General features: G+C 71.8%; 14 protein-coding genes and 1 tRNA gene. 8 read left to right on the top strand and 7 right to left on the bottom strand.

Going from position 1 to position 14,506, the window contains the following annotated elements; all coding sequences use genetic code 11:
• Positions 1-95: 95 nt before the first annotated feature.
• Entirely contained in the window at positions 96-857 is a 762-nt protein-coding gene (locus ACZ6H8_RS10120; RefSeq protein ID WP_464146675.1) for a sugar phosphate isomerase/epimerase family protein, read from the bottom strand.
• Between the two features lie 157 nt (positions 858-1,014).
• Between ACZ6H8_RS10120 and ACZ6H8_RS10115 the strand changes: the two genes are divergently transcribed.
• The gene (locus ACZ6H8_RS10115; RefSeq protein WP_464146674.1) at positions 1,015-2,193 is read left to right on the top strand and encodes an ROK family protein; all 1,179 of its coding nucleotides are present in this window, start codon (positions 1,015-1,017) and stop codon (positions 2,191-2,193) included.
• Between the two features lie 105 nt (positions 2,194-2,298).
• Here ACZ6H8_RS10115 and ilvC read toward each other — a convergent pair whose 3' ends face one another.
• The 4 genes from ilvC to ilvD are packed head-to-tail and all read right to left on the bottom strand — an operon-like array spanning position 2,299 to position 7,400.
• A complete protein-coding gene (gene ilvC / locus ACZ6H8_RS10110; RefSeq protein WP_464146673.1) occupies positions 2,299-3,324 on the bottom strand; it encodes a ketol-acid reductoisomerase in 1,026 nt (341 codons plus the stop codon).
• 56 nt (positions 3,325-3,380) lie between these two features.
• Positions 3,381-3,890, bottom strand: a complete 510-nt coding sequence (gene ilvN / locus ACZ6H8_RS10105) for an acetolactate synthase small subunit (RefSeq protein WP_464146671.1) — start codon at positions 3,888-3,890, stop codon at positions 3,381-3,383.
• A complete protein-coding gene (locus ACZ6H8_RS10100) occupies positions 3,890-5,677 on the bottom strand; it encodes an acetolactate synthase large subunit (RefSeq protein WP_464146670.1) in 1,788 nt (595 codons plus the stop codon). Before ACZ6H8_RS10100 ends, ilvN begins: the two co-directional genes overlap by 1 nt.
• A gap of 31 nt (positions 5,678-5,708) precedes the next feature.
• On the bottom strand, positions 5,709-7,400 hold the full coding sequence (gene ilvD, locus ACZ6H8_RS10095) for a dihydroxy-acid dehydratase (protein WP_464146669.1): 1,692 nt from the start codon (positions 7,398-7,400) through the stop codon (positions 5,709-5,711).
• Between the two features lie 91 nt (positions 7,401-7,491).
• Here ilvD and ACZ6H8_RS10090 point away from each other — a divergent pair, with 91 nt between their 5' ends.
• The 4 genes from ACZ6H8_RS10090 to ACZ6H8_RS10075 all read left to right on the top strand — a co-directional run bounded on the left by ACZ6H8_RS10090 (position 7,492) and on the right by ACZ6H8_RS10075 (position 10,840).
• Positions 7,492-8,283, top strand: coding sequence for a sugar phosphate isomerase/epimerase family protein (locus tag ACZ6H8_RS10090; RefSeq protein ID WP_464146668.1), 792 nt, complete (start codon positions 7,492-7,494; stop codon positions 8,281-8,283).
• A gap of 85 nt (positions 8,284-8,368) precedes the next feature.
• Complete coding sequence (locus tag ACZ6H8_RS10085; protein WP_464146667.1) at positions 8,369-8,578, top strand: hypothetical protein; 210 nt, start codon at positions 8,369-8,371, stop codon at positions 8,576-8,578.
• A gap of 37 nt (positions 8,579-8,615) precedes the next feature.
• A complete protein-coding gene (locus tag ACZ6H8_RS10080; RefSeq protein ID WP_464146666.1) occupies positions 8,616-9,497 on the top strand; it encodes a carbohydrate kinase family protein in 882 nt (293 codons plus the stop codon).
• A 119-nt stretch (positions 9,498-9,616) separates the two neighbouring features.
• Positions 9,617-10,840 (top strand): pyridoxal phosphate-dependent aminotransferase, encoded by a 1,224-nt coding sequence (locus ACZ6H8_RS10075; RefSeq protein ID WP_464146665.1) that lies wholly within the window; start codon positions 9,617-9,619, stop codon positions 10,838-10,840.
• Between the two features lie 24 nt (positions 10,841-10,864).
• On the opposite strand, the gene ACZ6H8_RS10070 is transcribed toward ACZ6H8_RS10075, so the two are convergent.
• Positions 10,865-11,698: a hypothetical protein gene (locus ACZ6H8_RS10070; protein ID WP_464146664.1), complete on the bottom strand. Its 834-nt coding sequence runs from the start codon at positions 11,696-11,698 to the stop codon at positions 10,865-10,867.
• A 119-nt stretch (positions 11,699-11,817) separates the two neighbouring features.
• On the opposite strand from ACZ6H8_RS10070, the gene ACZ6H8_RS10065 reads away from it, so the two are divergent.
• Entirely contained in the window at positions 11,818-12,111 is a 294-nt protein-coding gene (locus ACZ6H8_RS10065; protein ID WP_464146662.1) for a hypothetical protein, read from the top strand.
• A gap of 84 nt (positions 12,112-12,195) precedes the next feature.
• On the opposite strand, the gene ACZ6H8_RS10060 is transcribed toward ACZ6H8_RS10065, so the two are convergent.
• A tRNA-Lys gene (locus ACZ6H8_RS10060) sits at positions 12,196-12,268 on the bottom strand.
• Positions 12,269-12,342: 74 nt separating this feature from the next.
• On the opposite strand from ACZ6H8_RS10060, the gene bcp reads away from it, so the two are divergent.
• Positions 12,343-12,807 carry a thioredoxin-dependent thiol peroxidase gene (gene bcp, locus ACZ6H8_RS10055; RefSeq protein WP_464146661.1) on the top strand — a complete coding sequence of 155 codons (465 nt, stop codon included), beginning with the start codon at positions 12,343-12,345 and terminating at the stop codon, positions 12,805-12,807.
• Positions 12,808-13,011: 204 nt separating this feature from the next.
• Positions 13,012-14,412 carry an FGGY family carbohydrate kinase gene (locus ACZ6H8_RS10050; protein WP_464146659.1) on the top strand — a complete coding sequence of 467 codons (1,401 nt, stop codon included), beginning with the start codon at positions 13,012-13,014 and terminating at the stop codon, positions 14,410-14,412.
• Positions 14,413-14,506 lie beyond the last annotated feature (94 nt).

The following is a 14,506-nucleotide window of genomic DNA, read 5'->3' as shown; positions in this document are numbered from 1 at the left end:
TCCTGTCGTGCGTGCATCCCGCTCGGCGACGCTGCCGGACGGGCGGGTGTCGGCGTGCGCCGACGATGAGGTGTTGGGTCTGCGTGGTCGGGGTGTCAGCGCGCGTCGGTGAGCGCACGGATGCCGGCGAGGCTCGCGGCCGCGCCGTCGTAGATGTCGCCGCGGTACTCGTCGAACTCGACGACGAGCAGGCGGGCGGAGGGGGCGGCGTCGAGGATCGCGGTCCAGTCGATCGCGCCCTCGCCGACGGGCAGCTGGTCGTGGCGGTCCTTCGAGAGGGCGCCGTCGACGAGCGGGGCGTCCTTGAGGTGCAGCGCGACGACGCGGTCGCCGAGCGCGCGCAGGAGCGCGGGCACGTCGGCGCCGCCGACGGCCGCCCAGTACGCGTCGACCTCGAGCACGACCTCGGGGTCGAGCGCGTCGGCGAGCACCTCGAGCGCGGTGCGGCCGTCGATGATCGACTCCGCCTCCCAGAAGTGGTTGTGGTAGCCGAGGGCGAGGCCGTGCTCGCGCGCACCCGCCGCGGAGGCGTTGAGGTGCTCTGCGATGCGCAGCACGTCGTCGCGGCTCGTCCAGAGCTCGGGCTCGGTGAAGGGGTCGATGATCGTCTCGACGCCGAGCGAGGCGGCGGCGGCGAAGATCGCGGGCTGGTCCTCGCCGAGGAGGCGCGCGTGCGCCGTCGGCGCCGTGAGGCCGTTGGCGGGCAGCTCGGTGCGCAGCTCCTCGGCCCACTCGAGGATGTTGAACAGCTCGATGCGGTCGAAGCCGCGGGCGGCGGCGCTGGCGAGCGAGGGAGCGAGCCCCTCGGTCGTGATGCGCTCGCGGATCGAGTACAGCTGCAGTGCGATGTCGCTCATCGGCTCGGGTCTCCTCATCGAGATTGCTCCGGTTCGGCACGAACGTAGCATCACTTTTGCTGTCGTCCAAGCAAAAGTCGAACATGACACCGACTCAAGTCTCGTCGGCTAGCGTTGAACCCCGCCGCACCACCGCGGCGCCACGCGAGGAGGCCGCATGTCGCTGGTGACGCCACCGCATCCGACGAGCGCCGGCGTGCTCCTGCAGCACTTCCTCGACGGCCGCGCCCGCACGCGCGCCGAGCTCGTGGAGGCCACGGGCCTCGGCCGCGCGACCATCGCGGCGCGCATCGATGCGCTCGCCGCTGCCGGGCTCCTCCGCGCGGCTGGCGCGACGACGTCGACGGGCGGCCGCCCGCCCTCGATGCTCGCGTTCGACCCCACCGGGGGCACGATCGTCGCGATCGACTTCGGCGCGCGCCACGCGAACGTCGCGATCACCGACCTCGCCGCGACGGTGCTGGCCTCGGTCTCGCTCGCGCTCGACATCGCAGACGGTCCCACCTCCGCCCTCGACGCGGCCCTCTCGCACGCCAGGGCGCTGCTCGACCAGGCCGATCGCGACGCGACCGACGTCGTGGGCGTCGGCATCGGCGTGCCCGGCCCCGTCGAGCACGCGACGGGCAGACCCGTGAATCCGCCGATCATGCCCGGCTGGGATCGCTTCGACATCCCCGGGCACGTGCAGCACGCGTTCCCCGTGCCGGTCCTCGTCGACAACGACGTCAACATCCTCGCCCTCGGCGAGCACGCGGCGAGCGGCGCACGCCACGCCGACCTCGTGTTCGTGAAGGTCGCGACGGGCATCGGGGCCGGCATCATCGCTGGCGGCGTGCTGCAGCGCGGCGCAGACGGTGCAGCAGGCGACCTCGGGCACATCCGCGTGCCGTACAGCCCCTCACCGCTGCGCGCGCCGGGCGACGAACGCGACCTCGAGGCCATCGCGAGCGGCACTGCCATCGCCCAGGCGCTCGAGGCGCGCGGCATCGCGGCGTCATCGGGCGACGACGTCGTCGCCCTGCTGCGCGCAGGCGATGCCGATGCGCTCGAGATCACCCGCGAGGCCGGACGCGTGCTCGGCGAGGCGCTCGCGCTCGTCGTGAGCCTGCACAACCCCGCCGTCATCGTGCTGGGCGGCTCGATCGCCCGTGCGGGCGAGCAGCTGCTCGCAGGCGTGCGCGAGGTCGTCTACCGGCGCTCCATCCCGCTCGCGACGCAGCATCTGTCGATCGTGCAGTCGCAGGGCGGTGCGCTCGCGGGTGCACGCGGTGCGGCGATCCTGGTGCGGCAGCACGTGCTCTCCCCCGCCCTGGTCGACCGGCACCTGTCCCGCTGAGGTCGCCGCACCGCTCGCCGAAGACGATCGGAGGTTCTCGGCCGCTTGTGAGGTCACACGCGGCCGAGAACCTCCAAGGGTTCGCTCGCCCCGAAGGGCGCGGGGTCAGCGGGCGGCGGAGCCGTCCGTATAGTCGGCGTCGGGCTGCTCCCACGCGAAGAGCGAGCGCAGCTGCTTGCCGGTCGCCTCGATCGGGTGGCCGGCCTGCTCCTGACGGAGACGGTTGAACTCCGGCGCGCCGGCGTCCTGGTCCTCGATGAAGCGCTTCGCGAACGCGCCGGACTGGATGTCGGCGAGCACGGCCTGCATGTTCGTCTTCACGTCGGGGCTGATGACGCGGGGGCCCGAGACGTAGTCGCCGTACTCGGCCGTGTCGGAGATCGACCAGCGCTGCTTCGCGATGCCGCCCTCCCACATGAGGTCGACGATGAGCTTCAGCTCGTGGAGCACCTCGAAGTAGGCGATCTCGGGCTGGTAGCCGGCCTCGATGAGCGTCTCGAAGCCGTACTGCACGAGCTGCGACGTGCCACCGCACAGCACGGCCTGCTCGCCGAACAGGTCGGTCTCGGTCTCCTCGGTGAACGTCGTCTTGATGCCGCCGGCGCGCAGGCCGCCGATCGCCTTCGCGTACGACCACGCGAGATCCCACGCCGAGCCGGTCGCGTCGACCTCGACGGCGACGATCACGGGCACGCCGCGGCCGGCCTCGTACTCGCGACGCACGGTGTGGCCCGGGCCCTTCGGGGCGACGAGCACGACGTCGACGCCCTCTGGCGCCTGGATGTAGTCGAAGCGGATGTTGAAGCCGTGGCTGAACAGCAGCGTCTTGCCCTCGGCGAGCACGGGTTCGATGTCGTCGGCGTAGATGCCGCGCTGGTGCTGGTCGGGCGCGAGGATGACGATGACGTCGGCCCACTCGGCGACCTCGCGGTTCGTGCCGACGGTGAAGCCCGCCTCCTCCGCCTTCGCGCGGCTCTTCGACTCGGCCTTGAGTCCGATGCGCACGTCGACGCCCGAGTCGCGCAGGTTCTGCGCGTGGGCGTGGCCCTGCGAGCCGTAGCCGATGACGGCGACCTTCTTGCCCTGGATGAGGCCCAGATCGGCCTTGTCGTCGTAGATGACCTCGGTCATGGGGGATCGCTCCTCGTTGGTGTTCTCTGGTTCTGGACGGACTGGGTGCGTGCGCGTCAGCCGCGCAGCACGCGCTCGGAGATCGACTTGCCGCCTCGGCCGATGGCGAGGAGGCCCGACTGGGCGATCTCCTTGATGCCGTACGGCTCGAGCAGGCGCAGCAGCGCCTGGCACTTCGCGCTGTCGCCCGTGACCTCGATGACGAGCGCATCCGTCGTCACGTCGACGACGCGGGCGCGGAACAGGTTCGTCGCCTCGAGGATCTGCGAGCGGGTCGCGTTGTCGACCTTGACCTTGATGAGCATGTGCTCGCGCTGCACCGAGCCGGCAGGCTCGAGCTCGACGATCTTCACGACGTTGATGAGCTTGTTCAGCTGCTTCGTGACCTGCTCGAGCGGCAGGCCCTCGACGTCGACGACGACCGTGATGCGCGAGAGCCCAGGGATCTCGGTCTTGCCGACCGCGAGCGACTCGATGTTGAAGCCGCGGCGGGCGAAGAGCCCGCCGACGCGCGTCAGGAGTCCTGGCTTGTCCTCCACCAGGAGGGAGAGCACGTGCGTGGTCATCACTCTTCACCCCACTCCGGGCTGTGCTCCTTGGCGTACTGCACGAAGGAGTTGGAGACGCCCTGCGGCACCATCGGCCACACCATCGAGTCCTTGGAGACGATGAAGTCGATGACGACGGGGCGGTCGTTGGTCTCGAGGGCGAGCCGGATCGCGTCGTCGATCTGCTCCTCCTTCGTGACGCGGATCGCGAGGCAGCCGTACGCCTCGCCGAGCTTCACGAAGTCGGGGATCATGCGGGCGTCGTCACCGGTCTCGAGGTCGGTGAACGAGAAGCGGCCCTCGTAGAAGAGGTTCTGCCACTGCCGCACCATGCCGAGCGACGAGTTGTTGATGATCGCGACCTTGATGGGGATGTCGTTGAGCGCGCACGTGGCGAGCTCCTGATTCGTCATCTGGAAGCAGCCGTCGCCGTCGATCGCCCACACCACGCGATCCGGCTCGGCGACCTTCGCGCCCATCGCGGCGGGCACGGCGTAGCCCATCGTGCCCGCGCCACCGGAGTTGAGCCATGCGTTGGGGCGCTCGTACCTGATGAACTGCGCCGCCCACATCTGGTGCTGGCCGACGCCGGAGGCGTAGACGCCCTCGGGGCCGGTGAGCTCGCCGATGCGCTGGATGACCTGCTGCGGCGCGAGCTTGCCGTCGGTCGTGGGCGCGAAGCCCAGCGGGAAGCGCTCCTGCAGGCCGTGCAGCCGCTCCCACCAGTCGGTGAGGTCCGGGCGGCTCGCAGCGACGGCGTCCTGGAACGCGACCGTCAGGTCGGAGGCAACGTCGCGCACGTCGCCGACGATCGGCACGTCGGCCGTGCGGATCTTCGAGATCTCGGCGGGGTCGACGTCGACGTGGATGACCTTCGCCCCGGGCGCGAACTCGGAGGCCTTGCCCGTGACGCGGTCGTCGAAGCGGGCGCCGAGGGCGAGGATGAGGTCGGACTCCTGCAGCGCGAGCACCGCGGGCACCGTGCCGTGCATGCCTGGCATGCCCAGGTGCTGCGGGTGCGAGTCGGGGAACGCGCCGCGTGCCATGAGCGTCGTCACGACGGGGGCGCCGATCGCCTCGGCGAGCTCGTGCACCTCGGCCGACGCCTTCGCGCGGATGACGCCGCCGCCGACGTACAGCACGGGCCGCTCGGACTGCGCCAGCAGCGCGGCTGCCGCCTGGATCTGCTTGCCGTGCGCCTTCGTGACGGGACGGTAGCCGGGCAGGTCGATGCGGTCGGGCCACACGAACGGCGCCGACTGCTGCTGCGCATCCTTCGTGACGTCGACGAGCACGGGGCCGGGCCTGCCGGTGGAGGCGATGTGGAACGCCGCCTGCAGCACGCTCGGCACGTCTGCCGCGTCGGTCACGAGGAACGAGTGCTTCGTGATGGGCATCGTGATGCCCGTGATGTCGGCCTCCTGGAACGCGTCGGTGCCCATGAGGTGGCTGAAGACCTGCCCCGTGATGGCCACGAGCGGCACGGAGTCCATGTAGGCGTCGGCGATGGCGGTCACGAGGTTCGTCGCGCCGGGGCCGCTCGTGGCGATCGCGACGCCGACCTTGTTCGACGCGGACGCGTAGCCCTCGGCGGCGTGGCCAGCGCCCTGCTCGTGGCGCACCAGGATGTGCCGCACGGCCGACTGCTGCATGAGCTCGTCGTAGAACGGGATGATGGCGCCGCCTGGCAGCCCGAAGACGTCGGTCACGCCGAGCGTCTCGAGCGAGCGCAGGATGGCGCCGGAGCCGGTGAGGACCTCAGGCCCCTGCACCCGAGGCGGCGTCGGACGTGGCGCGATGGTCATGGCGATCTCCTTGGTGACGCGGATGCGTGCGTCAGCCCGTGACGGCGCCCTGTGCGGCGGAGCGCACGAGGCGGGCGTACTTTGCGAGGACTCCCCGCGTGTAGCGCGGCGGAAGCGGCTCCCAGGCCTCTCGGCGGGATGCGAGCTCGGCGTCGTCGACCAGTAGGTCGATGCGCTGAGCCGGGATGTCGACGCGAATGGTGTCGCCATCACGGACCAAGGAGATGGGACCTGAGTCCACCGCCTCGGGCGCGATGTGTCCGATGCAGAGGCCGGTTGTGCCGCCTGAGAATCGTCCGTCCGTCAACAGTAGTACATCCTTGCCGAGCCCTGCGCCCTTGATGGCGGCGGTGATGGCCAGCATCTCGCGCATGCCCGGGCCGCCCTTGGGGCCCTCGTAGCGGATGACGACGACGTCGCCCTTCGCGATGCGTCCCTCGGTGAGGGCGTCCATCGCGGCGCGCTCGCGCTCGAACACGCGCGCGGGGCCCTCGAACGTCTCGGCGTCGAAGCCGGCGGTCTTCACGACGGCACCCTCCGGAGCCAGCGAGCCGTGCAGCACCGTGAGGCCGCCGGTCGCGTGGATCGGGTCGTCGAGCGTGCGCACGACGGTGCCGTCGAGCGGCGCCGGCGCGAGGTCGGCGAGGTTCTCGGCGACCGTCCTGCCGGTGACCGTGAGGGCGTCGCCGTGCAGGAGCCCCGCCTCGAGCAGCGCCGCCATGACGACGGGCATGCCGCCGACGCGGTCGAAGTCCTGCGCGACGAAGCGCCCGAACGGCTTGACGTCGGCGAGGTGCGGCGAGCGGGCGCCGATCTCGCGGAAGTCCTCGAGCGTCAGCTCGACGCCCGCCTCGTGGGCGATCGCGAGGAGGTGCAGCACGGCGTTCGTCGAGCCGCCGAGCACCATCGCGACGGTGATGGCGTTCTCGAAGGCCTTGCGCGTGAGGATGTCGCGGGCGGTGATGCCCTTGCGCAGCATCTCGACCACGGCCTCGCCCGAGCGGTGCGCGAACATGTCGCGGCGACGGTCTGCCGACAGCGGCGTCGACGAGCCCGGAAGGCTCATCCCCAGCGCCTCGGCGATGCACGCCATCGTGTTGGCGGTGTACATGCCGCCGCACGCGCCCTCGCCCGGTGCGAAGCCGCACTCGATGCGCTTGAGGTCCTCCTCGCTGAGGGTGCCCGCCTTGCACGCGCCGACGGCCTCGAACGAGTCGATGATCGTGAGCTCCTTCTCGGTGCCGTCGGAGAGCTTGACCCAGCCGGGCGCGATGGAGCCTGCGTAGACGAAGACGCTCGCGAGGTCGAGGCGAGCGGCAGCCATGAGCATGCCGGGCAGCGACTTGTCGCAGCCGGCCAGCAGCACCGTGCCGTCGAGGCGCTCGGCCATGACGACGGTCTCGACGGAGTCGGCGATGACCTCGCGGCTCACGAGCGAGAAGTGCATGCCCTCGTGGCCCATCGAGATGCCGTCGGAGACGGAGATGGTGCCGAACTGCAGCGGGTAGCCGCCGCCTGCGTGCACGCCCTCCCGGGAGCCCTGCGCGAGCCGGTCGAGCGACAGGTTGCATGGGGTGATGTCGTTCCACGACGACGCGATGCCGATCTGCGGCTTGTCCCAGTCGTCGTCGCCCATGCCGACGGCGCGCAGCATGCCGCGGCTCGTCGTCGCCTCGATGCCGTCGGTGACCGCGCGCGAGCGCGGCTTGATGTCGATCGCCATGCGCCCGAGTCTAGGAGCGCCGCGAGCGAGTCACGGCATCCTCACGGGCCAGCGCGCGCGTCGTGGCCCGGATGCCGCTACCGTCGTGCGAGTGATCCCCGTCGGACTCAGCACCATCAGCGTCTTCCCCAGAGGAGTCGAGGACGGCTTCCGCCTGTCGGCCGAGGCCGGCTACGACGGCGTGGAGGTCATGGTCACCACCGACGCCAAGACCCGCGACGCCGACCGCCTGAAGGTGCTCGCGAAGGCGTACGACCAGCCGATCCTCGCGATCCATGCGCCCACGCTGCTGCTGACGACCTTCGTGTGGGGCAGGGACGACTTCGTGAAGCTCGAGCGATCGGCGCAGCTCGCCGTCGACACGGGCGCCTCGACGGTCGTCGTGCACCCCCCGTTCCGCTGGCAGGGCAAGTACGCCGCGACGTTCGAGGATTCGGTGCGCGCCACCGAGGACAAGTACGACGTCGCGATCGCCGTCGAGAACATGTTCCCCTGGCGCACGGGAGGCAAGGACCGCAAGGCCTACCTGCCCGGCATCGACCCGAGCCTCATGGACGTGCGCCACGCGACGCTCGACTTCTCGCACTGCGCCCTCGCCGGCCGCGACTCCCTCGAGCTCGCGAAGGACCTCGGCCCCAGGCTGCGGCATCTGCACCTCACCGACGGCATCGGCGGCACGAAGAACCGCACCTCCGACGAGCATCTCGTGCCCGGCCGCGGCAACGAGCCCGTCGCCGAGGTGCTGCAGATGCTCGCCGCGACCGACTTCGGCGGCCAGATCATCGCCGAGATCAAGACGCGGGGCGTGCGCACCGAGAAGGATCGCCTCGCGCTCATCCAGGAGACGATCGACTTCGCCAGGAAGCACCTGGGTCAGGGCTGACCCGCCGGGCGGTCGCGACCGGTCGCCCTCGTCGGCCGTTGTCGACCCCTGCACGCTCGAGCCTCGGCTTCGATAGCGTGAGCGCGTGCGCAAGTTCATCATGAATCCTGGCTTCCTCGCCGCCGTCGCGAGCGGCATCGGCGTCGTGAAGATGACCCGCGAGGGACCCCGCGACTGGCGCCTCGGCCTGCTGTGGGCGTCGTGGGGCATCGGCATCGCCCTCGCGATCGGCTCCGTGCTCGACGACGACAAGCGGGTGCGCGCCGAGGAGCTCGACCGCGAGCTCGGTCTCTGAGCGCAGCGACGATGCCTCCTCGCCGACGGTCGCGGCCGTGACGCGCATCGCCGTCGTGGGCGACGCGCTCGTCGACGTCGTCGACGGCCGCAGCGTGCCGGGAGGCGCGGCGTTGAACGTCGCGGTCGGGCTCGCGCGCCTCGGCGCCGACGTCGACCTCGTCGCGATGGTCGCGGACGACGAGGCGGGAACGCTGCTGGCGGCGCATGCGGCCGCGCACGGCGTGCGGCTCGCGCCGACGCCCGCGCCGCTCGGCACCGCCACGGCGACCGCCACGCGCGACGGCGACACGATGCGCTACGTCTTCAACGAGGCAGGCGTGCGCAGGCACGTCGACGTCGCCCCGCTGCTGCCGCTGCTCGACGCCGCCGACCTCGTCGTCGTGTCGTGCCTCGCGTTCGACGACGCCGCGCAGGTCGAGCCCCTCCTGCGCATCGCGAGCCCCGAGCGCCGCCTCGTCGTCGACCCCAATCCGAGGCCCGGGTACCTGCCGACGCCCGAGCACGTCGTGCGCTTCCGCGAGGCCGTCGAGCGCGTCGCGGCGCGGGCGCGGCTGGTGAAGGTGGGCGACGAGGATGCCGAGCTCGTGTGGGGCACGGAGCCCCACGCCGTCGCGTCCAGGCTGCGGTCGGCGGGCGCCGCCGCGGTGCTCGTCACCGAGGGACCGCAGGGTGCGACGCTGCACACGCCCACGGCGGCGATCTTCGCGCCCATCCATCCGATGGATGCGCCCATCGTCGACACGATCGGCGCGGGTGACGCGACGATCGCCGCCGTCGCTGCGGCGATCGGCGACGCCGAGCTGTCCGGCTACGACATCGGCGACGACCTGTGGCCCGACGTGCTCGCCGACGCGATGGCGATCGCCGCGGCGACGTGCCGCGTCGAGGGCGGCCTGCTGCAGCTGCCGCGGCGCTGACGCACCCGGGCCGGCCGCCTGCTGCCTCGCGCCGCATCGGCGTCGGCGACCGCGCAGGCGGGCCGCGGACTCCGCAGTGGACGCGCCGCGCAGCCGGGCGGCCGACCTAGCATGGAGCGATGGAGCTCAAGTCGCTCGACCAGTCGTCGAAGCTGAAGCACGTCCTCTACGAGATCCGCGGACCGGTGCACGCCGAGGCCGCGAGGCTCGAGGCGGAGGGGCACCGCATCCTCAAGCTCAACATCGGCAACCCGAAGCCGTTCGGGTTCGAGACGCCCGAGACGATCGTGCAGGACATGATCGCCGAGATCCGCAACGCGGAGGGCTACTCGGAGTCGAAGGGCATCCTCTCCGCCCGCCGCGCCGTCGTGGCGCGCTACGAGGGCGTCGAGGGGTTCCCGCAGCTCACGGTCGACGACGTCTACCTCGGCAACGGCGTCTCCGAGCTCATCACGATCACGATGCAGGCGCTGCTCGACGAGGGCGACGAGGTGCTGATCCCCGCCCCCGACTACCCGCTGTGGACGGCGATGACGAGCCTCGGCGGCGGCACGCCCGTGCACTACCTGTGCGACGAGACCGCAGGCTGGCAGCCCGACCTCGACGACCTCGAGTCGAAGATCACGCCGCGCACGAAGGCGCTCGTCGTGATCAACCCCAACAACCCCACGGGCGCCGTCTACTCGCCGCAGGTGCTGCGCGGCCTCGTCGAGCTCGCGCGCAAGCACTCGCTGCTGATCCTCGCCGACGAGATCTACGACCGCATCCTGTACGACGACGCCGTGCACACCTCGATCGCGTCGCTCGCGCCCGACCTGCTGACGATCACGTACAACGGGCTGTCGAAGACCTACCGCGCCGCGGGCTTCCGAGCCGGATGGATGGTCATCTCCGGTCCGAAGCATCACGCGCAGGGGTTCCTGCAGGGCATCGACCTGCTCGCCTCGACGCGACTGTGCCCCAACGTGCCCGCGCAGTACGGCATCCAGACGGCCCTCACGGGCCACCAGTCGATCGAGGATCTGCTCTCGCCGGGCGGCAGGCTGCTCGAGCAGCGCGACGCCGCCGTGGCCGGGCTGCGCTCGATCGAGGGCGTCTCGGTCGTCGCGCCGCGCGGCGCGCTGTACGCGTTCCCGCGCCTCGACCCGGAGGTGCACGAGATCCGCGACGACCAGCAGCTCGTGCTCGACCTGCTGCTGCGCGAGAAGATCCTCGTCGTGCAGGGCTCGGGCTTCAACTGGCCGGCGCCCGACCACTTCCGCATCGTGACGCTGCCCTACGCCGACGACCTGACGGTCGCGATCGAGCGCCTCGGCAACTTCCTCGCGTCCTACCGGCAGTAGCTCGCTCACCGCGGGCCTGCGACCTCACGTGAGGCCGCAGGACGCGGCGACGTAGGCCAGCAGGTCGTCGCGCGTCGCGTCGTCGGCCATCAGCTGCAGCGTGCGCGGCTCGCCGTCGAGGAGCACCTCGACCGTGAAGATCGTGCCCTGCTTGTCCTCGGCGATCGCGTGCGCGTCGCAGCGGCCGGGGCGCACGACCCACGACGCCTCCTGGGCAGCGCCGCCCGGCTCGACCGCGACGCCGAGCGCCACGGACTCGGCGCGTGCGCCCGCAGCGTCGACGACGGCGAGGAGCACGGTCGACGACACCGAGACGAGCTCGAGCGTGCCCTCCCCCGTCGGCGTCACCTCGAGCCGCACGGTGGCGTCGGCGCCGAGCGCGGGCTGCGGCACCGCGACGAGCCCCCAGGCGAGCGTGGCGACGGCCTCGACCTCGAGCCTCGTGCACGGAGCGTCGGTGAGCGTCGCGATCTGGTCGTAGGGATCGCCGGGGTCGAGCCGCACCTCGGTGCCGTCCCCCAGGACGACGACGACCTCGTCGTCGAGCGGTGCGTCGTCGCATGTCGGCGCGGGCAGCTCGCCGCGCAGCGAGCGCGTCGCCCCGGCGGGGATGCTGGAGTCGTCGCCGCCGATCAGCGGCGCGACGAGCGCCGACGAGTGGTACTCGGCGTGGTCGACGACGACGTCGCGGTCGGATGCGTTCGTCACGACGATCCCCACGAGGCCGTCGGCGACGTCGCCGCGCTCCTGCACGATCTCGGCGGTCAGCGCAGGCGGCGGCTCCGCACGTTCGGGCGCCGCGCATCCCGCCAGCGCGCACGCCATGACGGTGGCGAGCACCGCCGCGATCGTCCGCATGCGCCCAAGCATCCACGCAGCGACCGCCGCGCGACAAGGCCGCGCTCCCCCTGCGACGAGCGCGGGGCGGCGATGCGCGGAGCCCGGTCGCGGTCGAGCGCGACTGGCATGGTGGTGCGATGGAGACCGTCGCAGTCGACCTCACCCTCGCCTACCGGATCATCGGCGCCACCGTGCTGGGCGCCTCGATGGGGGTGCTCTTCCAGCCCTACTGGCCGCAGTCGCAGGCGTTCGGTCGCGCCGCGTGGGTCTTCGTGCTGCTCGGCCTGTCGTGGCTGCTGTACGACACCCAGGGCGTGCTCGGCGGCGTCGTGCTCGCCGCGAGCATGCTCGTGTCGACGATCGGCCTTCGCGCGCTGCAGCGGCGTCGCAAGCGTCGCGACGGCGGCGAGGCGAGGGATGCGTCGTCGTGACGCGCGAGCATCCCGCCTGCGCTCGCTGCGCGCGTCCGGAGACAGCGAAGGCCCCGTCTCCACTGGAGACGGGGCCTTCTGTCGTACACCCCCCGGGACTCGAACCCGGAACCAATTGATTAAGAGTCAACTGCTCTGCCAATTGAGCTAGAGGTGCTCGGCGCATCACTGCGAACCGAGGAATCACTCTAGCACGGTGCAGAGGCATCCTCCGACCGCGATCATGGATCCATGCCTCTCGCCGTCGGTGATCTCGCTCCGGACTTCGTCCTCCCCGCCCACGACGGCACGCAGGTGCGGCTGTCGGATCTGCGCGGCCAGCGCGTGATCCTCTGGTTCTACCCGCAGGCGATGTCGCCGGGATGCACGCAGCAGGCGTGCGGCTTCCGCGACGCGATCGAGTCGCTCGCCGCCGAGGGGCTGACGGTGCTCGGCATCTCGCGCGACCCGGTCGAGCGACTCGCGAGCTTCGCGGCGCGCGACGCGATCCCCTTCCCGCTGCTGAGCGACGAGGACCTGCAGGTGCACCTCGCGTACGACACGTTCGGCGAGAAGCAGCTCTACGGCAAGACGGTGCAGGGCGTGCGGCGCACGACGCTCGTCGTCGACGCCGAGGGTCGCATCGAGCATGCGTTCTACAACACGAAGGCCAAGGGGCACGTCGAGATGCTGCGCAAGCGTCTCGGCTTCGCCTGATCCTGCGTCGGGCGTCGAGCGTCGGGCCCGACGGTGGTCGCTCGTGGTCGCCACGGGCGACCGATCACTGCCACGAGCGACCAGTCGGGTGCCACGAGCGACCGGACGCCTGCACGTAGGCTCGTCGGGCACACGTGAGGAGGCATCGATGCCGCACCCCGAGCCAGCCCAGGTCGCCGACCCGATCGCCCATCGGGTCGCACGATGACGCTCGTCGCAGGCATCGACGCGTCGACGCAGGGCTGCAAGGTCGTCGTGTGCGACGCCGCCGACGGCCGCCTCGTGCGCGGGGGGCGTGCCTCGCATCCCGCCGATCGCGAGATCGACCCTGCGCGGTGGTGGGCCTCGCTGCAGCAGGCGATCGCCGCCGCCGGCGGCATCGCCGACGTCGCCGCCGTCGCGATCGCCGGCCAGCAGCACGGGCTCGTGCCGCTCGACGCCGACGGCGAGGTCATCCGTCCGGCGACGCTCTGGCACGACACCCGCGCGGCCGCCGCCGCAGCCGCGCTCGTCGACGAGGTCGGCGCGGAGGCGTTCGTCGCCCGCACGAGCGTCGTGCCCGTCGCGTCGTTCACGGCGGCGAAGGCGCGCTGGCTCGCCGACGAGGAGCCCGAGCACGCCGCGCGCATCGCGGCGATCGCGCTCCCCCACGACTGGCTCACGTGGCGGCTGCGGGGCTACGGCCCGCGCGGCGCCTCCGAGCACGGCCCCGTGCTCGACGAGCTCGTCACCGACCGCTCCGACGCGAGCGGCTCGGCCTACTTCGACCCCACGACCAGCAGGTACGACGTCGACCTGCTGTCGCGTGCGCTGCGCCGCGACGCATCCGGCGTCGTGCTGCCTCGCGTCCTCGCTCCCGACGCATCCGTGCGTGGACTGCGCGACGTCGTCGTGGGTGCTGGTGCGGGCGACAACGCCGGCGCCGCGCTCGGGCTCGGTGCCGTCGCCGACGACGTGTGCGTGTCGATCGGCACCTCCGGCACCGTCTTCGCCGTCGCCGACATGCCAGCGCAGGATCCCACCGGCACGGTCGCCGGGTTCGCGGATGCCGCAGGCGGGTTCCTGCCGCTCGTCACGACCCTCAACGCGGCCCGCGTGCTCGACGCGACCGCCACGCTGCTCGGCGTCGACCATGCCGAGCTCGGCGCGCTGGCCCTCGCCGCCGCACCCGGCGCGGACGGCCTCGTGCTGCAGCCGTGGTTCGAGGGCGAGCGCACGCCGAACCTGCCGGATGCGACGGCGACGCTCTTCGGCATGACGCTCGCGTCGACGACGCGCGAAGGCCTCGCTCGCGCATCGATCGAGGGCGTGCTGTGCGGCCTCGCCGAGGGCCTCGATGCCGTACGCGCGCACGGCGCCAGGGCGTCGCGTGCGCTGCTGATCGGCGGCGCGGCGCAGAGCGCGGCGGTGCAGCGCGTCGCGGCGCAGGTGCTGGGCGTGCCGGTCGTCGTGCCCGAGCCCGGCGAGTACGTCGCCCGCGGCGCCGCCGTGCAGGCTGCGTGGGCGCTCACGGGCGAACGTCCGGCATGGCCGCTCGCGATCGCCGCCGAGCTCGACGCCGACCCGCGCCCGATCGTGCGCGAGCAGTACGCCGCTCGACGCTGACGCCGTCGTCGAACGCCCGGCACTCCGTCTGGGATTCGCGTTTCGCAGGCGATCAGGGGTGGTCGAGGGGTATCTTCCCTCGGACCCCCGCGAT

Source organism: Agrococcus sp. AC640b (genome assembly GCF_979255995.1).
This window is presented reverse-complemented; position numbering and strand designations above follow the sequence as displayed.